We start from the raw sequence: 21,205 nt of genomic DNA on the forward strand, positions 1-21,205 counted from the left end.
CGGGCTCCTTCTGGGGGGCGGAACGTCTTCAGTCAACCGTTAACCGTTGACTCATTATTCCTCCCCAGGGCCGCTCCGGAAACGATGGCGAAGGCGATGCCGCGCCGCTGCCAGGTGTACGTGACGGCGACGCCGTCCGCCCAGGGCACGACCGCCGGGTAGGAGAACTCGGCTCGGCCGTCGGTCCGTACGCCCGTCTCGTCCGGGACGATGGCGCCGGGGCGGGAGACGGGCCGGTCCTCCAGCACCACCGCCCGGCGCCAGGTGATCCCGTCGTCCTCGGACACGGACAGCACCAGCGGGGTGCGGGCGCCCCACGCGGCGGCCACCGGGTTGTGCGCCAGCACCACCCGCCCGTCGGCGAGCCGTACGGCGTCCAGACCGCTGTTGTTGTTCGGGACGTCCAGCGGCCGCGCGGTCGACCAGGTACGGCCGCCGTCGTGGGAGGCGCTGCGGCAGACCCGGCCGCAGGAGCTGCGCAGCAGCATCCGGACCTCGCCCGGGGCGCTCTCCCACAGCGCCGGCTGGATGACCCCGGCGCCGCGGAACGCCGGGCGGTCCAGCGGTACGGGCGCGGAGCGCCGCCAGCTCGCGCCGCCGTCGTCCGAGCGGTCGGTGAACGCGTCCCAGCGGCCCCCGGCGCTCCGCGGCTCCTCGACGGAGGCGGGCGCGAGCCAGCCGCCGTCGGCGAGGCGGATCGGCTTGTTCTTCACCGGCCCGCGCCCACCGGCCCCTTCCGCGCCCGGCACCAGTTCGGCGGGGGCGGACCAGCCGAGGCCGCCGTCCCGGGAGCGCAGTACCCGGGTACGCCAGTGCGGGATGCGGTGGCCGGTCTTGCAGAAGAGCAGCACCTCGCCGTGGCCGGTGGCGAACAGGACGGGGTTCCAGTGCGGCAGCCCCGCCTCGTCCGCCACCTTCACCGGCGCCTGCCACCCGCCGCCGGTCCGTCGCGCCAGCCAGATCGCCACGTCGTCCGCGCCCTCCCGGCTTCCGGCGAACCAGGCGGCCAGCGCCTCGCCGTCCGGCAGCGGCAGCAGGGTGGAGGCGTGGCAGTGGCCGAAGCGGGGGTCGTCGCGCAGGACGAACTCGCGATGGACGGTCACGCGACCGCACCGGTCTCCGGCGCCTCGGCCGGCTTGGTGTCCGGCGCGGGCGCGGGTTCGGGTCCGGCCGCCATCGCGGAGCTGGTGTCGACCAGGTCGCGTCGGGAGGTCTCGGGGGTGAGGAAGTACGCGGCGGCCGCCGAGATCAGGGCGACGGCGCTCGCGTAGGCGGCCACCGGGACCCAGTTGTCGCCGCCGCCGGTGAGCGCGGTGGCGATGAACGGGGTGAGGCCACCGGCCACGATCGCGCCGAGCTGGGCGCCGACCGAGGCGCCGCTGTAGCGGACCTTGGAGCCGAACAGCTCGGTGAACAGGGCGGGCTGGACGGCGTTGCAGGCGTTGTGGGCGAGGTTGATGACCAGGCAGTACGCCAGCACGATCAGCACCGCGGAGCCGGACTTCAGCAGCCAGAACGCCGGGAAGGCCAGGGCCGCGGCGGCCAGGCCGCCGTAGACGTAGACCGGGCGGCGGCCCACCTTGTCGGACAGCGCGCCGAAGAAGCCGTGGGCGGGGAAGGCGAGCACCGAGGCGATCATGATGGCGGTGGTCAGGGTGGCCTTCGGGATGCCGAGGTGTTCCGGTCCGTAGGACACCGCGAAGACGGTGAGCAGGAAGAACGGCACGCTTTCGCTGAACCGCAGCGACATGATCAGCAGCACGCTCCGCCAGTCATGGCGCAGCACGTCCAGCAGTGGCGCCTTGGCCTTGCCCTCCTCGTGCTTGACCTGCTCGAACACCTCGGACTCACCGAGCCGCCCGCGCATCCACAGCCCTACGCCCACCAGCACCGCGCTGCACAGGAACGGCACGCGCCAGCCCCAGGACTGGAATTGCCCGTCGGGCAGGAGGCCCATCAGCGCGAACATTCCGGTGGCCAGCAGCTGTCCGGAGAAGCCCCCGGTGTTGGGCCAGGCGCTGAAGAAGCCGCGGCGGTGGGCCGGGGCGTTCTCGACGACCATCAGCATGGCGCCGCCCCATTCGCCGCCGACCATGAAGCCCTGGATGAAGCGCAGCACCACGAGCAGCACCGGTGCCCAGATCCCGATGGTGTCGTACGTTGGCAGAAGACCGACGGCGAAGGTGGCGGCACCCATCCCGCACAACGTCGTGACCAGCGTGGTCTTCCGGCCGATGGTGTCGCCGAGGTGGCCGAAGACGAAGCCGCCGAGCGGGCGGGCGATGAAGCCGATGCCGAAGGTGGCGAACGAGGCGAGGGTGCCCGCGAACGGGCTCAGACTCGGGAAGAAGAGATCGCCGAACACCAGCGCGCTGGCGAGGCCGTAGAGCAGGAAGTCATAGAACTCGATGGTGTTGCCGATGAAGCTCGACAGCACGGTGCGGCGGAGTTGGACGGACGCGTGGCGTGAGGTCATGTGGTTCTCCTGCTCGGGGCCTCGTTGCCCGGGATACTGGTTAACCGTTCACGGTTAACCGTGGCGTGAGTATGGGAGGCCGCACCACGCCTGTCAATGGGCGCACCCTTGACGCCTCCGGGGCGGCTCCGTACCTTCAGTTCAACTTTTTAAAGATCAAACCCGTCGGACACCCGGAACACCCTCAGAACTCTTCAAGACTCTTCAAGGGGCGAAGAACATGACTGGTGTGCGCAGACGAACGGTGCTCGCCGCGGCCGGTGGCACCGCCATCGCGGGCAGGGCCGCCACCGGCACCGCCCACGCCCGGGAGCGGCCGGGCCCGGGCGAGGGACCTACGGCGGAGCCCGCCCCGTACGAGTCCAAGGTCCAGGCCCTGCTGGGGCGGATGACGGTCGAGGAGAAGCTGGGCCAGCTGCAGCAGCTCGCCTGGACCGGCGACACCGGGCCCGGCGGCGGGCAGACCGCCGCGGCGGAGAAGGCGGCCCGCCAGGGACGGCTCGGCTCCGTCCTCAACATCTACGGCGCGAAGTCCACCAACGCGCTCCAGCGGATGGCCGTCGAGGAGTCACGCCTGGGCATCCCGCTGGTGTTCGGCCTCGATGTCATCCATGGCATGTGGACCACGTTCCCCATCCCGCTGGCCCAGGCCGCGAGTTTCGACCCGGCGGTGGCCGAACGGGACGCCGAGGTGTCGGCGAGGGAGGCCCGCTCCAACGGGGTGCACTGGGCCTTCTCCCCCATGATGGACGTCACCCACGAACCGCGCTGGGGGCGGATCTCCGAGGGCAGCGGCGAGGACCCGCATCTGACGGCCGCGTTCGCCGCCGCCAAGACCCGCGGCTACCAGGGCGAGGACCTGAGCGCGAAGGACCGGCTCGCGGCGTGCGCCAAGCACTTCGTGGCGTACGGCGGTGCCGAGGGCGGACGCGACTACAACACGGTGGACGTCTCCGAGGCCCGGCTGCGCAACCTCTACCTCGGGCCCTTCCTCGCGGCCGTGGACGCCGGGGTGGCCACCGTCATGGCGAGCTTCAACACCATCAGCGGGGTCCCCGCCCACGGCAACCGGCACACCCTCACCGACATCCTCAAGGAGGAGTGGGAGTTCGGCGGCGTCGTCGTCAGCGACTACAACGGCGTTCAGGAAATGACGGTCCACGGCTTCGCCGCCGACCACGCCGACGCCGGACGGCTGGCGCTGAACGCCGGGGTCGACATGGAGATGGTCAGCACCACCCTCGCCGACCACGGCAAGCGGCTGCTGCGCGGCGGCGCGATCAGCGCCGCGCGGCTGGACGACGCGGTGGCCCGCGTCCTGCGGCTCAAGTTCCGGCTCGGACTCTTCGAACATCCCTACGCGGACGAGGACGCGGCGATCGAGGAGCCCACCAAGGAGTCCCGGGCGGCGGCGCGCGAGACGGCCGCGCGCACCATGGTGCTGCTCAAGAACACCCCGGCCGGGAAGGGGAAGGCGGCGCTGCTCCCGCTCAGCCCGTCGGTCTCCTCCATCGCCGTCGTCGGGCCCTTCGCCGACTCCACCGACCTGCGCGGGTCCTGGGCCGGCCCCTGGGCGGACGCGTTCGCGCCGGTCACCGTCCTCGACGCGGTCAAGGACGCCGCGCCGAAGGCCCGGGTCGGACACGCCCGCGGCGTGGACCCGGCGGGCGAGGACACCGGCGGCATCGCCAAGGCCGTCGCGGTCGCCAGAGCGGCCGAGGTGGCGGTCGTCGTGGTCGGGGAGGCCTCGGCGCTCAGCGGGGAAGCGGCCGTACGCAGCGACATCGGCCTGCCCGGACAGCAGGAGAAGCTGATCGCGGCGATCGCGGACACCGGCACGCCCTTCGTCGTGGTCCAGGTCAGCGGCCGCCCGCTGACGATGGGCGGCTGGCTGGACTCGGCGCCGGCCGTGCTCCAGGCGTGGCATCCGGGCATCGAGGGCGGAAACGCCATCGCGGACGTCCTGTTCGGCACCGTGAACCCCGGCGGCAAACTGCCCGTGTCCTTCCCGCGCTCGGTCGGGCAGATCCCCCTCTACTACAACCACGAGAACACCGGGCGCCCCTACGACCCGGACAACAAGTACACCTCCAAGTACCTCGACCTCGCCGACGGCCCGCAGTTCCCCTTCGGCCACGGCCTCGGCTACACCACCTTCGACATCGGCGAGCCGAAGCTGTCCGTCAGCCGGATCACGGCCGACGCGCTGCGCAAGGGCGACACCGTGGAGGTGGCGGTCGCGGTCCGCAACACCGGGGACCGCGAGGGGGACGAGGTGGTGCAGGTGTATCTGCGCGACCCGGTGGCCAGCCTCGTACAACCGGTGCGGCGGCTGTGCGGCTTCCGCCGGATCACCCTCGGCGCCGGCGAGTCCACCACCGTCCGCTTCCGGCTGGGCGCCGAGGATCTGGGCTTTTGGACCCATGACCGGGACGGCACGTTCACGGTGGAGAAGGGAGAGATCCAGATCTTCGCGGGCGACAGCTCGCTGGCGAAGGGTGAACGCGTCCTGACGATCACATAGTGGGACAGCGTCCGGTCTTCTGCACGGCGTGCCCGGGTTACTTGTAGGGTGCATGCTGACAACTCCAGCCCGGGAAGACACCGCTCATGACCGCCGCGCCCCGTCCCTCGCCCCGCGTCCCGAGACCCCGCCCTGCCCCGCGGCACCCCGCGGCCCACCGGAACCCCGGCCGGGCGGAGGTCCCGTGGGCGGTGTGATCACCGGCTTCGGCGTCATCGCGAGCATCATCGTCACCGGCTATGTGCTCGGCCGCCGAGGAGCGCTGGGCGGGTCGGGGCGGGAGGTCCTGACCAGGCTCTCCTTCAACGTCGCCTCCCCCGCGCTGCTGTTCTCCACGCTCGCCCGCGCCGACCTGTCCGTCGTCGTCTCGACCCCGCTGCTCGTCACGGCCCTGAGCACCTTCGTGGTGGCGGGCGCGTTCGTCGCGGTCGGCGCGGTACGCAAGTGGAGCGTGGGCCGCACCACGATCGGCGCGCTGTGCGCGAGTTATGTGAACGCGGGCAACCTCGGCATCCCGATCGCCGTGTACGTCCTCGGCGACGCGTCCCTCGTCGCCCCGGTGCTGCTGTTCCAGCAGCTGGTGATGACCCCGATCGCGCTCACCGTCATCGACCTCAGCCGCCCCGGGGAGCACCCGCCTTCGCTGGTCCGCCGGCTGACCACCCCCTTCCGCAACCCCGTCGTCATCGGCTCGCTGTCCGGGGTCGCGGTGGCCGCCTCGGGGTGGCGGGTGCCCGGGCCCGTCATGGAACCCTTCTCGCTGATGGGCGGCATGGCCGTACCCGCCGTGCTGCTCGCCTTCGGGATCTCGCTGCCGGGCAGTGAGCTGCCCGGGCGCGGCGAGGACCGCGGCCCGGTGCTGCTGTCGGTGGCGCTGAAATCCTTCGGCCAGCCGGTGGTGGCCTGGGCCATCGCGGCCGGTGTCTTCCGGCTCAGCGGCCCCGCCCTCCTCGCGGCCGTCGTCACCTCCGCGCTCCCCTCGGCGCAGAACCTCTTCACCTACGCCGTGCGCTACGACACGAGCACCATCCTGGCCCGCGAGTCCATCCTGCTGTCCACGGTGCTGGCCGCGCCGGTGCTCATCACGGTGGCGGCGCTGCTGGGCTGAGCCCGGACCCGGCCGGGTTTACCCCTGGAGGCCCAGGGCAGGCGATTGAACGTGCTTCGGACCGGAGGCACGCACCGTGGGAGCGCTCTGACCGCTCCAGGACACGGCCCTCCGGTCCGTATCCTGCGCGCTCCCGCACGGCAGCGACCACGGTCCCAGGCGACCCGTCAGCCCACTGCAGGAGGTGTGTGACATGACGACCGCAGCGCAGCACAGGACACGTCCCCGGTCCGGTTCCTCGAAGCACCCGCACGACGACGCCCCCGACACCGGCGCCGAGTTCCACGAGATGGCCCGCCTCCCGGACGGCCCCGAGAAGGAGGCGCTGCGGCAGCGGGTGGTGGAGGCGTGGATGCCGATGGCGCGGCGGCTGGCCCGCCAGTACCGCAACCGGGGCGAAGCCCTGGAGGACCTGGAGCAGGTGGCCGCGCTCGGCCTGGTGAAGGCCGTCAAGCGGTACGACCCCGGACACGGCACGGCGTTCGCGGGCTTCGCGGTGCCCACCATCGTCGGCGAGATCAAGCGCCACTTCCGGGACCACCTGTGGGTGCTGCACGTCCCGCGCCGGGTCCAGGAGCTGCGCAACCGGGTGCGGGTCGCGCACCGGGAGCTGTCGCACTCCCTCGACGACGCCACGGTGCCCACCGAGGCCATCGCCGAGCGCACCGGCCTCAGCGAGAAGGAGGTGCGCGTCGGCATGGAGGCCATGGGCAGCTTCACCCCGTTATCCCTCGACGCCCAGCTGACCGGCGCGGACGACGGCTACTCGCTGGCGGACACGCTCGGCGGCCAGGAGCCCGCGTACGACCGCGTGGTGGAACGCGAGGCGGTGCGCCCCGGGCTCCGGCGGCTGCCCGACCGGGAGCGCCAGATCCTCTACATGCGGTTCTTCTGCGACATGACCCAGAGCCGGATCGCCGAGCAGCTGGGCATCTCCCAGATGCATGTCTCCCGGCTCATCAACCGCACTTGCTCGACGCTGCGCGCCCAGGCCATGGCCGAGCCGGTCGCCGGCTGAACGACGTACCGCCCGCCGCTCCCCCGCGTTGCGCCGCTGGAACGATGTGCATCGCCTCAGCGGGTGACCGTGGCGCCGTGGAGAGCCCCGGGATCCGCCCCGGGCTGGAAGGGTCGGGACGCGCGACCCACGGACACCCGGCGGCGGACACCCAGCGAAGGAGAACACCCATGACCACCCCCCAAGGCCCGCCCTCCGTGTCCGGCCTGGAGCTCCTCAGGGGCCAGAAGGCGCTGGTGACGGGGGCCAACTCGGGCATCGGCAAGGCGACCGCCATCGCCCTGGGGCGCGCCGGCGCCGATGTGGTCGTCAACTACGTCTCCGACCGCCCTGCCGCCGAGGCCGTCGTGAAGGAGATCGAGGGCCACGGTGTGCGCGCCTACGCCCACCAGGCGGATGTGTCGCGGGAGGACCAGGTGGTCGACATGGTGTCCACCATGGTCGACCGATTCGGCACGATCGACATCCTGGTCGCCAACGCGGGCCTCCAGCGTGACGCCCCGATGGTGGAGATGACCCTGGCGGACTGGGAGAAGGTGCTCTCGGTCAACCTCACCGGTCAGTTCCTGTGCGCCAGGGAGGCGGTCAAGGAATTCCAGCGGCGCGGCGTCGTTCCCGAGGTGTCACGGGCGGCCGGGAAGATCATCTGCATGAGCTCGGTCCACCAGATCATCCCCTGGGCCGGTCATGTGAACTACGCGTCGTCCAAGGGCGGTGTGTCGATGATGATGCAGACCATGGCCCAGGAGCTGGCGCCGCAGAAGATCAGGGTGAACGCGGTCGCGCCGGGGGCCGTCAAGACCCCGATCAACCGCGACGCCTGGGACACCGAGGACGCCCGGAACGCGCTGCTGGAGCTGATCCCCTACGGCCGGATCGGCGAGCCGCAGGACATCGCGAACGCGGCGGTCGCCCTCGCCTCCGACCTGTGCGACTACGTCGTGGGCACCACGCTGTACGTGGACGGCGGGATGACCCTCTTCCCCGGCTTCGCGACGGGCGGCTGACCGCGCCACGACGGCACCGCCGCAGGCGCCACGATGATGCGTGACGGGCACACCGGCCGGGTCCACGCGCCACCATCAGGCGATAAGGCGCGGGGGGAGCGACGATGGTGGTGTCACTGTTCCCTCAAGGAGGTGGACGACGATGACGTTCCCCTCGGACAACTCGCGCGACGCCGGTCAGCGCGATGAGCGCGCCGCCGGTCCTGACCGCCCCTTCACCGGCCTGCTGGGCACCCTGTCGGATGCCGCGTGGCAGATGCTGCTGATCGCGGGTCTGGTCGCGATCGTGCTGGGGTTGCTGGTGCTGGTGTGGCCCGCGGCCACCCTGGCGGTGGTCGGCGCCCTGTTCGGTGTCTATCTGCTGATCAGCGGCATCTTTCAGCTGGTCGCGGCCTTCGGGGCGCACATCCCGGGGTCCATGCGCGTCCTCAGCTTCGTCAGCGGCGCGGTGAGCGTGTTCCTCGGCCTGATCTGCTTCCGGGGTCCGGCCCAGTCGATCCTGCTGCTCGCGCTGTGGATCGGATTCGCCTGGCTGCTGCGGGGTGTCATGCACACCGTCATGGCCGTCCAGGACACGGGAATCCCCGCCCGCGGATGGCAGATCTTCCTCGGTGTCATCACCGCCCTGGCCGGAATCGTGCTGATCGTGTCGCCCTTCGGCTCCATCGCCGCGCTCACCCTGGTGACCGGCGTCTGGCTGCTGGTTCTGGGCATCATCGAGGTCATTCACGGGATCCAGCTGCGGGCCGGGCTCGGCGGCCACGCGCCCCGCAAGGCACACCACGGATTCCGCTTCCGCCATCAGCCCCATCCGCAAGCCTAGAACCGCCGCGACAGCCGCCCCGAGCGGCTGTCGCGACACCCTGGGGGCTAATGGGTCTGCACCCACCACGCCATCAGACCGATGGCCGCGGTGCCGGATGCGTACGACGCGCCGCGCACGAAGTTCGCGGCGGCGAGCCGACCGTATCGACGCCATCTACTACGGGAACGGCTGGGTACCGGTGGGCGAACCTCCATCGTCTGCATATGGAGCCCCTTTCGTGACCGTACGGACAGTGACTGTCCGACAGGGGGAACGACGCGCTGGAGAAAGCATACAAAAGTGTGAACTTGCCCCATGTGTCTGACTCGCCGAGAAAGCAACATTCGACACGATGAGCCTTCGACGTGATGAGCTTTCGACGCGCTGTCAGATGCGGTACGGGGCTCCTGCCGGCGCTCAGCCCTGTCCGTGCCAGCGCAGCACCGCGCCCAGCCCCCCGGCCGGTCCTGCCACGCCCTCGGGCACCAGCAGCACCTCGGTGTCGGCCACCGCCGCGGACCGCATCAGCGCGTCGTCCGCGCGCGCCGGCTCGGGCGTGCTCACCCCCAGCGCCCGCACCTGGGCCCGCTGCACCGCCACCTGATCGGCGCCGGGGCCGACCCACACCTCATGGCGCATGTCGCCGCCCGCCTGCCCCAGCAGCAGGGTGGCCGCCTGATGGCTGCGCAACGCCTCCACCACCGCGGGCACCCCCTCCGCCGCCCCGCTGGGCGCGGAGCCGTCGTGGCCGCTCGCGATGTGCCCGCCGGGGCGGCCGCGCCCGGCGCGGAAGAGATCCAGTACGGCTTCCAGATGGGCGCGGGCGTGGTCCGCGCGGGCGTGGTCGATCTCCGCCTCCAGCAGCTCCCGGGCGGAGCCGGGTGCCCGGCTGCCGTGCCGCGCCACCACCGCCCGGTCCCGCAGCGGCTCGGGCAGCCGGTCGCGCACCGCCCTGCACTCGCGCGGATCGCCCGCCAGGACCAGCAACGGCGCCCCGCTCTCCGGCCACTGCCGTACCAGCTCCTCGGCCACGAGGTCCGCGGTGTGCTCCCAGTCGTTCTCGACCCGGTTGCGGTAGTGCCACTCGTACCGGTCGGCGGGCACCGAGCGGTGGCCGCGGCCCCGTGGCGCCCCGCCCGTGGCGCGGCACACCGGGCGGGCCCCGCCCTCGTCGCGCAGCTCCAGATCGGCGCCCGTCCGGTCGACGTACGCCACCAGGCACGACGGCCACTCGCCGCGCAGCGACGCCAGCGGCGCCACCCGGGGCAGTGGCGACCAGGACGTCACGACATCGCCCGGGGACGCGGCCAGCGGCAGGTCGAGCACCACCTCGCCGTCCGCGGCGAACAGCGCCCGCCCGGCGGACGCGGTGGCCGCCCGCTGACCGGCCAGCGTGCTCACCAGCGCCTCACGGGTGCGGGGGTCGGCGCCCTGGGCGGTCAGCTGACCGGCCACGAACCGCTCCCGCAGCCGGCGCCGCGTGGGGGCGTCCTCCGTCGCGCGCGAGGTGTCGAGGTAGACGCACGCCCACGGGCCGGGGCGATCGAACAACGGCTTCAGGAATCCAACGTCCATGACCTCCCCCAAACCGGGGAAACACACGACCCGGACGGGCGTCCGGATCGCCGCGCCTCATCGGCCGCGTGGGGCGCTTCACGAACCAAGGATCCCTCCAGGTCCACGGGATCGCCAGGGCCGTCCGGCCGTAGGGCGACTAGAATCTGTTCCATGGCTCGCTCCAACGAGGAGGTCGAAGCCCTCCTGCGCGAGTACGCCGATCTCCTCCTGATCACGGGCGGGGACGCGTTCAAGGCACGTGCCTACGAGAAGGCCGCGCGGTCGATCGGCGGCCATCCCGCCGATGTGGCGGGGCTCGATGTGAAGGGGCTGCGGGAGATCCCCAACGTCGGCAAGTCGATCGCCGACAAGGTCGTGGAGTATCTGCGCACCGGACATGTGCCCGCCGTCGAGGAGGCGCGCGCCGCGATCCCGGCCGGGGTGCGGGAGCTGACCGCGATCCCGGCGCTCGGGCCGAAGAAGGCCATGGTGCTGTACGAGGAGCTGGACATCGCCTCGGTCGAGCAGCTGGCCACGGCGATCGAGGAACACCGGCTGCGCGACCTCAAGGGCTTCGGTCCCAAGTCCGAGGAGAACATCCTGCACGGCATCGGGCTGCTGCGGGCCGCGGGCGGCCGGGTCCCCCTCGACGACGCCATGGACCTCGCCGACGACATCGTGGCCGCGCTGGGCCGGGTGCGCGGCTGCGAGCGGGTCGCGTACGCCGGGTCGCTGCGCCGGATGCGGGAGACCGTGGGCGATGTGGACATCCTGGTGGCGGCGGCCGAATCGGCCCCGTTCATGGACGCGTTCACCGCGCTCCCGTACACCACCGAGGTCATCGCGCACGGCGAGAAGAAGACGTCCATCCGCACCACCAAGGGGCTCCAGGTGGATCTGCGGGTGCTGCCCCTGGACTCCTGGGGCGCGGGGCTGCTGTACTTCACCGGCTCCAAGGCCCACAACATCCGCGTCCGCGCGATCGCGGTGCGCCACGGCCTCAAGCTCTCCGAGTACGGCCTCTTCGAGACCAGGAGCGGAAAGAAGATCGCCTCACGCAGCGAGGAGGACGTGTACGCGCGGCTCGGCATGGACTGGATCCCGCCGACCCTGCGCGAGGACCGCGGCGAGGTGAAGGCCGCGCTGGAGGGCCAACTGCCCCTGCTCGTCGCCGAATCCGATCTGCGGGGCGATCTGCACACCCACACCGATCTCACCGATGGCCTCGAACCGCTGGAGAACATGATCGCCACGGCGGAGCGGCGCGGCTACGCGTACTACGCCGTCACCGACCACGCGCCGAAGCTGTACATGCAGCAGATGACGAAGGAGAAGATCCTCGCCCAGCGGGAGCGGCTGCGCGCCATGGACCGCGGGCGCGGCCGCCGGGACATGCGGCTGCTGCACGGTGTGGAGCTGAACATCGACGCCGAGGGAGGGGTCGACTGGCCCGACGACTTCCTCGAGGGCTTCGATCTGTGCGTGGCGTCGGTGCACACGCAGTTCGGCCAGGACCGGGACACCATGACCCGGCGGTTCCTGCGGGCCTGCGAGAACCCGCACGTCAACATCATCGGCCATCCGACGACCCGGATCCTCGGCAAGCGGCCCGGCGTCGACGCCGACCTGGACGCGGTGTTCGCCGCGTGTGCCCGTACCGGCACCGCGCTGGAGATCAACGCGCATCCGAACCGGCTGGACCTGTCGGACGAGAACATCCTGCGGGCGAAGGAGCACGGCGTGGTGTTCGCCATCGACAGCGACGCGCACTCGACGCTGGACCTCGCCAATCCGCGGTACGGAGTGGGCATGGCCCAGCGCGGCTGGCTGACCACCGACGATGTCATCAACACCTGGCCGCTGGCCCGGCTGCGGCGTTTCCTGCGCAAGGGCGCGGGGCACCCGCGCGACGTATGACACCACGCGATTCTCCCGCCGAACCGGCCCGTGCCGAGCCCGCCCGCCGGGCGCCCGGCGCCCGTACCCTCGACGAGCTGGACGAGCGGGTGAGCCGGTGCCGTGCCTGCCCGCGGCTGGTCGCGTGGCGGGAGGAGGTGGGCCGTACCAAACAGGCGGCCTTCGCCGACTGGGACTACTGGGCCCGGCCGGTGCCCGGATTCGGCCCGCCGGACGCGGCGCTCGCCGTCGTGGGTCTCGCCCCGGCCGCGCACGGCGGCAACCGCACCGGCCGGATGTTCACCGGCGACCGCTCCGGCGACTTCCTGTACGCGGCCCTGCACACGATCGGCCTGGCCAACCAGCCCATCGCCACCCACCGCGGCGACGGCCTCGCGCTGCGCGGGGTCCGGGTCACCTCGCCGGTGCACTGCGCCCCGCCCGCCAACCGTCCCACCCCCGGGGAGCGGGACACCTGCCGCCCGTGGCTGGAGCGGGAACTGCGTCTGCTGCGGCCGACCCTGCGCTCGGTGGTGGTGCTCGGGGCCTTCGGCTGGCAGGCCGCCCTGCCCGTGCTGGCCACCGCCGGATGGAGCGTGCCCCGGCCGCGGCCCGTCTTCGGGCACGGTGCGCGGATCACGCTGGAGGCCGCCGACGGGGGCGCCCCGCTACGGGTGTTCGGCTGCTATCACGTGAGCCAGCGGAACACCTTCACCGGCCGCCTCACCCCGGCCATGCTGCACGATGTGCTCGGCGCGGCGGCCGAGGCGGCCGGGTTGCTGCCGCCGCCCGCCACTCCGCTGGACCCCGCTCCGGAGGGCAGCTGACCAGGGGGTGCGGTGAGAAGGTGAGACCCCGGGCACTGGGGCAGGAGGGCGCCCGGGGCCCCGTTCATGGAGTGGACCGGGTCAGTTGACCCCGGCCCCACTGGCGGCGTCACCGGCTCCGGCGCCGCTCTGGTCGCCCGTACCGGCGCCCGCGCCCGCGTTGGCGGCACCGGCGTTGGCGGCGGCGTCACCGCCCGCACCGGCATTCGCGGCGCCCTCGCCACCCGCACCGGCATTCGCGGCACCTTCACCGCCCGCACCGGCATTCGCAGCACCTTCACCGCCCGCACCGGCGTTCGCGGCGCCTTCACCGCCCGCACCGGCGTTCGCGGCGCCTTCACCGCCCGCACCGGCGTTCGCGGCGCCTGCGCCACCGGCGTCACCCGCGCCGCCGTCACCGGCGCCGATCACGGCACCCGTGGCCTCCAGGGCACCGGTCACCGGCTGGAAGAAGGTCTCGCCGCCCTGGGTGCAGTCGCCACTGCCGCCGGACGTGAGGCCGACCGCCGCGTCCCCGGCGAACATCGCGCCGCCGCTGTCGCCCGGCTCCGCACACACGTTCGTCTGGATGAGGCCGTTGACGATGTCGCCACCGCCGTAGTTCACCGTGGCGTTGAGGCCCGTGACCTCGCCGTCGCTGACACCCGTCGTGCTGCCGGAGCGCTGCACCTTGAGGCCCACGCTGGCCTCGACGGCCCGGCCGATCGCCTGGTTGGTGCCGTCGGCGAGCTTGACCGCGCTCTCGGGCTGGGTGGTCGCGTCGTCGTACATCACCAGCGCGAAGTCGGTCTCGGGGAACTTGGTGTCCTGGACCGTGCCCAGCGCCTGCGCACCCGCCTGGTCCGCGGTCCAGGTCTCGGACTCGTTGCCGCAGTGGCCCGCGGTCAGGAAGCCGGGCGCTCCGTCGACGGAGACGTTGAAGCCGAGGGAGCAGCGGGCGCCACCGCCGAAGATGGCATCGCCGCCGACGACACCGCCGGCCGCCGCGCCACCGCCCGCGCCACCGGCCCCGGCGTCCCCAGCACCACCGGCCCCAGCGTCCCCGGCGCCACCGGCACCCGCGTCCCCGGCTCCGCCCGCAGCCCCGGCGTCTCCGGCGCCACCGGCACCCGCGTTCCCGGCAGCGTCGCCCGCCGCGTCACCGGCGCCCGCGGCGCCGCCGTTCGCGCCCGGCTGGGCCGGGTCGCCACCGTCGAACCTCTTGAACTCGCCCTTCGTCCGCTGGACGCTCACCATGCCGTCCATCGCGTCCGTGGCCTTGGTCAGCGTGTCCCACTTGGCGCCGGTCACGGTCTTGTCCGCGGTCACCCGGACCTTGTTCGTCACCGGGTCGATGGACCAGGCGGTACCGGCCACCGAGGCGTCGGTGCTCAGCGTCTTGGTGGCGGCCTTCAGCTCGGACATGCTGTTCTGCACGATCTTGGCGACGGCGCCCTTGGCTTCCACGGTCTTCGCCGCGTCCTCGGTCATGACGTTCATGACCAGTTGGCTCGTGTCGTTGTTGAAGTACCAGCCAGCGCCGTTGTCACCGAGGTCAGAGGCGAGGCTCCTCGCGAGTTTCACTGCCGACGGGGACGAGAAGGTCTTCACGTCCGTCGTCTTGTCCTGGCTCGCATTGGCGTTGGGCAGCAGAAGGGCGGCTGCCCCGAGCGCCACGACAGCAGCTCCGGAAACGGCGAGGGTCCGCTTGTTCACACGTCGGTGGTGGCTCAACACTGACCTCCAGTAGGGGGGCGCGGGGCGTGTGCGGAGCGCCTGTTGCATTTCCGCCACGCCCCCGCGCAGGGCCACCAAGCAGTACGGGAGGCGTTTACTCCGTTCTCACCATGACTCACAGTGTGATGAATGGCTGCGCCGATCGATCCGGAGCGATAGGGTCCGCCGGTTCCGCGCCCTCAGTCCGCGTCGCCACCCGCACCGTCGCCACCGGCGGCCCCGGCCGCCTGGACGCGCAGCTGCCACACCTCCCCCAGGGCCATCTGCGCCGATTCCCCGACCGGGGAACCCTCCGTGGTCTCGAAGTGATCGACGTAGGCGCCGATGAACTCCTGCCAGCGGTGGTTGACCGGGTCCTCGTCCAGCGCCGCCATCGCCGCGGCGAAGTCCTCGCAGTCCACGAGGTGGAAGAGATGGCGTCCGCTGCGCCAGATCCGCCAGTTGGTGATCCCGGCCCGGCCCAGCGACTCCAGCAGATCCGCCGGAACCGTGGCGTGCTCCCGTTCGTAGCCCGATTCCTGGCCCTCCTTGAGGACCGAGTGCAGCGCCACGCGCATCGGCGATCTCCCTTCATCCACCGTCATGGTCGGTCATGGTCCATGGGCACATGCCCGAAGCCACTCTGCCCCCTCCGGCCCCGGCCGCCAACGGTCTCCGGGCAGGCGATCTACGATGCTCCGCGGAGCGGCGCGACCGCCGGACGCCCCGCACCCGCCGATGACGACCACGGAAGGACCCCAACGCCATGGCCAACACCCCCGTGCGCGACCGTTCCACGATCTTGGTTCTCAATGGGCCGAACCTGAACCTCCTCGGCCGCCGCCAGCCGGAGATCTACGGCACCGACAGCCTGGCCGACATCGAGAAGCTGGTCGCCGAGACGGCCGCCCCGCACGGGCTCACCACCGACTGCCGGCAGAGCAACCACGAGGGGCAGCTGATCGACTGGATCCAGGAGGCGCGGGAGCGGCACGCGGCCGTCATCATCAACCCCGCCGGTTACTCCCACACCTCGGTGGCCCTGCGTGACGCGCTGGCGATCTGCGACGACATGCCGATCCTGGAGGTGCACATCTCCAACATCCACCAGCGCGAGCCGTTCCGGCAGCACTCCTATGTCTCCGCGCTCGCCAGCGGCGTGATCGCCGGATGTGGCATCCAGGGCTACGCCTTCGCGGTGGAGCGGGTGGCAGCGCTGCTCGCGGCCATGAAGAAGTGAGACGTGAGGACCTGAAGACCTCCCTCGTCAGGCCCGGATGACGCGGACACCGGCCTCGGTGTACGGGGCGATCGCCTCTTCGGTGGCGCCGGTGTCCGTGACCAGCACCTCGATCTCGTCCAGCGCGCAGATCCGGGCGAACGCCCGCCGGCCCAGCTTGGAGCTGTCGGCCGCGACGACCACCCGGGCCGCGCGCCGGGCCATGAGGTGGTTGATGCTGGCCTCGCCCTCGTGGTGGGCGGCCGCGCCCCGCTCGGGGTCCAGCGCGTCCACGCCGAGGATGGCCAGGTCGAGGGAGACCTCGCCCAGCACTCCGGTGGCCAGCGGCCCCATCAGTTCGAACGACTGGGGGCGGGCCACCCCGCCGGTGAGCACGATCTTGATGTGCGGGCGCACCGCCAGCTCATGGGCGATGTTCAGGGCGTTCGTCACGACGGTGACGGCCGGGCCGCCGCCCTCGGAGCCGGACAGTTCGCCGCGGGTGGCGATGGCGCGGGCGATTTCGGTGGTGGTGGTGCCGCCGTTGAGGCCGACGACCGCGCCGGGCTCGACCATGCGGGCGACGGCAGCGCCGATCCGCTGCTTCTCCGAGGCGCGCCGGGCGGTCTTGTAGCGCAGCGGAAGGTCGTACGACAGGTTGTGCGCGACCGCGCCGCCGCGGGTGCGGTTGAGCATCTGCTGCTGCGCGAGTTCGTCGAGGTCCCGCCGGATGGTGGCGGCGGACACCGCCAGTTCGGCGGCGGCCTCCTCGACCTCGACCCTGCCGTCCCTGGCCAGCAGTTCCAGCAGGGCGTTCCAGCGCTCCGGCCGTTTCACGCCGTCTCCTCGCCCCCCGTCGTAGCGTCGCGGTTCACCCTACCCCGATGGCGGGCGCCCTGGACTTCACTGCAAGATCATGCGCATTATCAGGCTGTACGAAGCATCTTCGCGCATGTGCAGCCATCGGACTGGGGAGCCATATGAGCCACACCGAGACCGAGATCGCGAGCCAGCCCGACTGCTGGCGCCGCGCCGTCGAACTGGCCCGGGATCCGGACGGGCCGGTGCGCGAGGCGCTGCCCCGGCCCGGTGAGCGGGTCGCCGTCGTCGGCTGCGGCACCTCGTGGTTCATCGCCCAGGCGTACGCGGCGCTGCGGGAGGCCGGGGGCCAGGGCGAGACGGACGCGTTCCCGGCGTCGGAGATGCCGGCCGGGCGCGCCTACGACCGGGTGCTCGCGCTGTCGCGGTCGGGCACCACGACCGAGGTGCTGGATCTGCTCGGCCGGCTCCGGGGCGGGGTGCCGACCTCCGTCATCACCGCGGTCCCCGGCTCCCCGGTCACCGGCCTGGCGGACGCGGCGGTCGTGCTGGACTTCGCGGATGAGCGGTCGGTGGTGCAGACGCGCTGGGCGACCAGTGAACTGGCGTTGCTGCGCGCCCATGTGGGGCATGGCCTGGAAGGTCTGATCGAGGACGGCGCGGCGGCGCTCGCCGCGCCGCTGCCCGACGGGCTCGCGGAGGCGGGCCAGTTCACCTTCCTCGGGCGCGGCTGGACGTACGGCGTCGCGCAGGAGGCCGCGCTCAAGATGCGCGAGGCGGCGGGCGCGTGGACCGAGGCGTACCCGGTGATGGAGTACCGGCACGGGCCGATCAGCGTCACCGGCCCGCGCAGTGTGGTGTGGTGGCTCGGCGAGGGCCCGTCCGGGCTGGCGGAGGAGGAGGTCACCGGGCCCGGTGGCCGGCTCGTCGGATACGGCCGGGACCCGCTGGCCGAACTGGTGCTGGTGCAGCGGCTCGCGGTGGCGATCGCGGGGCGCTACGGCCTCGACCCCGACCAGCCCCGCAATCTCACCCGCTCGGTGATCCTCGGTTGAGCGGGCGGAGCGAGCGAAGGGAGGCGGGCCATGCCGCTGGTGACCACCGCTGAGATCGTCGGACCGGCACTGCGGGGCGGGCTCGGCGCGGGGGCGTTCAATGTGATCCAGATCGAGCACGCCCAGGCGATCGTGGCCGGGGCGGAGGCGGCCGGGGCACCGGTCATCCTGCAGATCAGCGAGAACGCGGTGCGGTATCACGGCGCCCTGGCCGCGATCGGCCGGGCCACCGTCGAGGTCGCCCACGCCGCGCGGGTCCCGGTCGCGGTGCATCTGGACCATGCCACCGAGCCCGGGCTGGTGCGGGAAGCGCTCGGGCTCGGCTTCGGGTCCGTGATGTTCGATGCCTCGGCGCGCGATTACGACGCCAATGTGGCCGCGACCGCGGCGGTGGCGGCCGACTGCCACGCCGCCGGGGTGTGGGTCGAGGCGGAGCTGGGCGAGGTGGGCGGCAAGGACGGGGTGCACTCCCCCGGCGCCCGGACCGATCCGGCCGAGGCCGCCGCCTATGTCGCGGCGACGGGCGTGGACGCGCTCGCGGTCGCGGTGGGCACCTCGCACGCCATGGTGGTGAAGGAGGCGGTGGTGGACCTGGAGCTGGTCGCGGCGCTGCGCGCGGCCGTGCCCGTGCCGCTGGTGCTGCACGGTTCCTCCGGGGTGCCCGAGGCCGATCTGACCCGCGCGGTCGCGGCGGGTCTGACGAAGGTGAACATCGCCACCCACCTCAACGTGGCCTACACCAGGGCTATCCGCGGCCATCTCGCCGACCACCCGGAGGTGGTCGACCCGCGCCGCTACGTCGCGGCGGGGCGCGAGGCGGTGGCCCGCGAGGTGACCCGGCTGCTGGCCCTGGTGCGCGCCGTACCGCGCTGAGACCGCGCACTCGCGCTGTTGACCTGACCGCGTGTTGACGCGACCGCGGTGTCGACGCGACCGCGCGTGTTGACATGACCGAATCAACTCGCCACGATGCGGAGGAGGTTAGGAAAGGTTCCTAACAGAGGGGTGTCCCCATGCGCACACGACTCGCGTTCGTACTGGCCGGCGCCGGGCTGCTGGCCGGCTCCCTCACGGCAGGCGCCCAGGCCACCACCCGGGGCCCCGCGCCTGCCCCCGCCCCCGGCTCCGCGTCGGTCAAAGAAGGCTCCGTCACGGCCGCGCAGTTACTCGCCAAGGTCAAGAACTGTTCGCAGATATCCAGCGGCAAGTACCGCACCGACGACGAGACATCGGCGACCGTGCCGGTGTGCGACGCCAATGGCGCGGTCTTCTGGAAGGCGGACATGGACGTCGACTGCGACGGCCAGGTGACCTCCAAGTGCAACGAGGACACCGACCCGTGGTTCCAGGACGACACGGCCTTCCACCAGTCGAACGGAAAGCCCCTGATCGCCGACAAGCTGCCCTATGTGGTGGTGCCCAGCAAGAGTTCCACGTGGGACTACTCCAAGTCCGGCATCAAGGGCGGCGGCGTGGTCGCCGTCATCTACAACAACAAGGTCGAGTACGCGGTGGTCGGCGACACCGGCCCGACCAAGATCATCGGCGAGGCGTCCTACGCCACGGCCAACGCGCTCGGCATCGACCCCAACCCCGAGACGGGCGGCGCCGAGTCGGGCGTGACGTACATCCTCTTCAAGAACTCCTCGGTGTCCCCCATCGAGAACCATGACAAGGCGGTCTCGGTCGGCGACGGCCTGGCCAAGCAGTTCGTCCAGAACAACTGACCTCCCGCCGCGCACCGGCCGCCGGGCCCAGGGGCCCGGCGGCCGCAGCGCGCGGCCGGCGACGGCGGCGCGATGACTTTTCCCCGTCCCGAGGGTCCCTTCTGATGAGCGCGCGAGCCATCGCGCGCCCCCGACAGGAGGTCGACGTTGACCGGTCCCCAGCCCGAGAGCCCGCCCGCGCTTCCCCCGGCCGTTCTGGTCCTCGACCGGCCGCCGGGGACCCGCGCCGAGGTGGAGCGGCTGTGCGAACGGCTGCGCGAGCTGGTGCGGCGCAGCGCCCCCGGCCCCGTCACGGTGGACGTGGGCGCGGCACACCGGCCGGATCTGGCCATGGTCGAGACCCTGGCCCGGCTGCGGCTGACCGCCCGCCGTCTGGGGCGGGAGATCCAACTGCGGCACACCGGCGGCGAGCTGGCCGAGGTGCTCACCCGGGCAGGGCTGGACGCCGCGTTACGGATCGAGCCGGGGAGGGAGGCCGAACAGCGGGAACAGCCGCTCGGTGTCCAGGAAGGAGTTGAGCCCGGTGATCCGCCCGGCTGATATCTCCAGGACCTGGAGCGCCCAGGGCTCATGGCCGCCGCCCGGCCCGCCCGGCCGGTACTGGCCGAAGGCGGGCGCCCCGTTCGCCACGGTGGGGACCAGCCGGGAGCCCCGGCAGCCGATGCCGTGCCCCAGCAGCCAGGCGCGGATGTCGTCATGGCCGCGCAGCCACAGGTCGTAGGGCGGCATGGACAGCGTGGCGTCCTCGTGCAGGAGCGAGGTGAGGGAGTCCAGGTCGTAGCGCTCGAAGGCGTCCACGTAGCGGGCGAGGAGGACGCGCTGCTCCTCGTCCAGCGGCTCGACCGGATCGGTGTCGCTGATCTCGCTCGCGGAGAGCGTGGCCCGGGCGCGCTGCAGCGCGCTGTTGACCGAGGCGACCGTGGTGTCCAGCAGCTCGGCGACCTCGGCGGCCTTCCAGGCCAGCACCTCCCGCAGGATGAGCACCGCGCGCTGGCGCGGCGCCAGGTGCTGGAGGGCGGCCACGAACGCCAGCCGCACCGCGTCCCGCTGGGCGGCGACCTCGGCGGGGTCCCCGCCGTCGGCCAGCACCTGCCCGTCGGGCACCGGCCCGATCCAGGTGACCTCGGGCTGGGTGGTGAGGGTGGCCGGGGTCGCCGAGGAGACGGCGGTCAGGTCCATCGGACGGGCCCGGCGCTTGCTCCCGTTCAGCATGTCCAGACAGACGTTGGTGGCGATGCGGTACAGCCACGAGCGCAGCGCCGACCGGCCCTCGAAGCGGTCCAGGCCCTTCCAGGCGCGGACCATCGTCTCCTGGACCGCGTCCTCCGCCTCGAACGCCGAGCCCAGCATCCGGTAACAGTAACCGGTGAGCTGGACCCGGTACGGCTCCAGCTGGAGCTCGGCACCGGCCGTGCCGTCCACTGTCGCGACATCACTCATCGACGCACCTCGACGTTTCTGCTTCTGCGGAC

General features: G+C 72.2%; 19 protein-coding genes. 12 read left to right on the forward strand and 7 right to left on the reverse strand.

Annotated features, from left to right (window positions below; translation table 11 throughout):
* Positions 1–32: 32 nt before the first annotated feature.
* On the reverse strand, positions 33–1,103 hold the full coding sequence (locus ABZ562_RS02685) for a sialidase family protein (protein WP_361472978.1): 1,071 nt from the start codon (positions 1,101–1,103) through the stop codon (positions 33–35).
* The gene (locus ABZ562_RS02690; protein ID WP_361472981.1) at positions 1,100–2,476 is read right to left on the reverse strand and encodes an MFS transporter; all 1,377 of its coding nucleotides are present in this window, start codon (positions 2,474–2,476) and stop codon (positions 1,100–1,102) included. The genes ABZ562_RS02685 and ABZ562_RS02690 overlap by 4 nt, the downstream gene beginning before the upstream one ends.
* A gap of 220 nt (positions 2,477–2,696) precedes the next feature.
* Here ABZ562_RS02690 and ABZ562_RS02695 point away from each other — a divergent pair, with 220 nt between their 5' ends.
* The 5 genes from ABZ562_RS02695 to ABZ562_RS02715 all read left to right on the forward strand — a co-directional run bounded on the left by ABZ562_RS02695 (position 2,697) and on the right by ABZ562_RS02715 (position 8,956).
* Positions 2,697–5,000 carry a glycoside hydrolase family 3 N-terminal domain-containing protein gene (locus ABZ562_RS02695; RefSeq protein WP_361472984.1) on the forward strand — a complete coding sequence of 768 codons (2,304 nt, stop codon included), beginning with the start codon at positions 2,697–2,699 and terminating at the stop codon, positions 4,998–5,000.
* 184 nt (positions 5,001–5,184) lie between these two features.
* Positions 5,185–6,108 carry an AEC family transporter gene (locus tag ABZ562_RS02700; protein ID WP_361472986.1) on the forward strand — a complete coding sequence of 308 codons (924 nt, stop codon included), beginning with the start codon at positions 5,185–5,187 and terminating at the stop codon, positions 6,106–6,108.
* Positions 6,109–6,301: 193 nt separating this feature from the next.
* Entirely contained in the window at positions 6,302–7,126 is an 825-nt protein-coding gene (locus ABZ562_RS02705) for a SigB/SigF/SigG family RNA polymerase sigma factor (protein WP_361472989.1), read from the forward strand.
* A gap of 170 nt (positions 7,127–7,296) precedes the next feature.
* Entirely contained in the window at positions 7,297–8,133 is an 837-nt protein-coding gene (locus tag ABZ562_RS02710) for an SDR family oxidoreductase (RefSeq protein ID WP_361472992.1), read from the forward strand.
* Between the two features lie 142 nt (positions 8,134–8,275).
* The gene (locus ABZ562_RS02715) at positions 8,276–8,956 is read left to right on the forward strand and encodes an HdeD family acid-resistance protein (protein WP_361472995.1); all 681 of its coding nucleotides are present in this window, start codon (positions 8,276–8,278) and stop codon (positions 8,954–8,956) included.
* Between the two features lie 399 nt (positions 8,957–9,355).
* Here ABZ562_RS02715 and ABZ562_RS02720 read toward each other — a convergent pair whose 3' ends face one another.
* Positions 9,356–10,513 (reverse strand): hypothetical protein, encoded by a 1,158-nt coding sequence (locus ABZ562_RS02720; protein ID WP_361472997.1) that lies wholly within the window; start codon positions 10,511–10,513, stop codon positions 9,356–9,358.
* Between the two features lie 153 nt (positions 10,514–10,666).
* On the opposite strand from ABZ562_RS02720, the gene polX reads away from it, so the two are divergent.
* The gene (polX, locus tag ABZ562_RS02725; RefSeq protein WP_361473000.1) at positions 10,667–12,412 is read left to right on the forward strand and encodes a DNA polymerase/3'-5' exonuclease PolX; all 1,746 of its coding nucleotides are present in this window, start codon (positions 10,667–10,669) and stop codon (positions 12,410–12,412) included.
* Positions 12,409–13,218 (forward strand): uracil-DNA glycosylase, encoded by an 810-nt coding sequence (locus ABZ562_RS02730; RefSeq protein WP_361473003.1) that lies wholly within the window; start codon positions 12,409–12,411, stop codon positions 13,216–13,218. Before polX ends, ABZ562_RS02730 begins: the two co-directional genes overlap by 4 nt.
* An 81-nt stretch (positions 13,219–13,299) precedes the next feature.
* On the opposite strand, the gene ABZ562_RS02735 is transcribed toward ABZ562_RS02730, so the two are convergent.
* Together ABZ562_RS02735 and ABZ562_RS02740 are read right to left on the reverse strand one after the other, a co-directional pair.
* Complete coding sequence (locus tag ABZ562_RS02735; RefSeq protein WP_361473006.1) at positions 13,300–14,913, reverse strand: S1 family peptidase; 1,614 nt, start codon at positions 14,911–14,913, stop codon at positions 13,300–13,302.
* 200 nt (positions 14,914–15,113) lie between these two features.
* On the reverse strand, positions 15,114–15,491 hold the full coding sequence (locus tag ABZ562_RS02740) for an L-rhamnose mutarotase (protein ID WP_055555698.1): 378 nt from the start codon (positions 15,489–15,491) through the stop codon (positions 15,114–15,116).
* Positions 15,492–15,679: 188 nt separating this feature from the next.
* Between ABZ562_RS02740 and aroQ the strand changes: the two genes are divergently transcribed.
* Positions 15,680–16,153, forward strand: coding sequence for a type II 3-dehydroquinate dehydratase (aroQ, locus tag ABZ562_RS02745; RefSeq protein WP_361473009.1), 474 nt, complete (start codon positions 15,680–15,682; stop codon positions 16,151–16,153).
* 27 nt (positions 16,154–16,180) lie between these two features.
* Here the strand turns inward: aroQ and ABZ562_RS02750 are convergent, their stop codons facing one another.
* Positions 16,181–16,969: a DeoR/GlpR family DNA-binding transcription regulator gene (locus tag ABZ562_RS02750; protein ID WP_361473012.1), complete on the reverse strand. Its 789-nt coding sequence runs from the start codon at positions 16,967–16,969 to the stop codon at positions 16,181–16,183.
* A 143-nt stretch (positions 16,970–17,112) separates the two neighbouring features.
* Between ABZ562_RS02750 and ABZ562_RS02755 the strand changes: the two genes are divergently transcribed.
* From ABZ562_RS02755 to ABZ562_RS02770, 4 genes are all read left to right on the forward strand, one after another.
* The gene (locus ABZ562_RS02755; protein ID WP_361473014.1) at positions 17,113–18,006 is read left to right on the forward strand and encodes a sugar isomerase; all 894 of its coding nucleotides are present in this window, start codon (positions 17,113–17,115) and stop codon (positions 18,004–18,006) included.
* Positions 18,007–18,036: 30 nt separating this feature from the next.
* Positions 18,037–18,879: a class II fructose-bisphosphate aldolase gene (locus tag ABZ562_RS02760; protein WP_361473016.1), complete on the forward strand. Its 843-nt coding sequence runs from the start codon at positions 18,037–18,039 to the stop codon at positions 18,877–18,879.
* Positions 18,880–19,019: 140 nt separating this feature from the next.
* A complete protein-coding gene (locus ABZ562_RS02765) occupies positions 19,020–19,733 on the forward strand; it encodes a glycoside hydrolase family 75 protein (RefSeq protein WP_361473018.1) in 714 nt (237 codons plus the stop codon).
* Between the two features lie 147 nt (positions 19,734–19,880).
* Entirely contained in the window at positions 19,881–20,273 is a 393-nt protein-coding gene (locus ABZ562_RS02770) for an STAS domain-containing protein (protein WP_361473021.1), read from the forward strand.
* Here ABZ562_RS02770 and ABZ562_RS02775 read toward each other — a convergent pair.
* Positions 20,184–21,173 (reverse strand): sigma-70 family RNA polymerase sigma factor, encoded by a 990-nt coding sequence (locus tag ABZ562_RS02775; protein WP_361473024.1) that lies wholly within the window; start codon positions 21,171–21,173, stop codon positions 20,184–20,186. The genes ABZ562_RS02770 and ABZ562_RS02775 overlap by 90 nt on opposite strands.
* Positions 21,174–21,205: the final 32 nt, after the last annotated feature.

The sequence above is a fragment of the Streptomyces sp. NPDC019937 genome, assembly GCF_040631655.1.
Classification (GTDB): Bacteria; Actinomycetota; Actinomycetes; order Streptomycetales; family Streptomycetaceae; genus Streptomyces.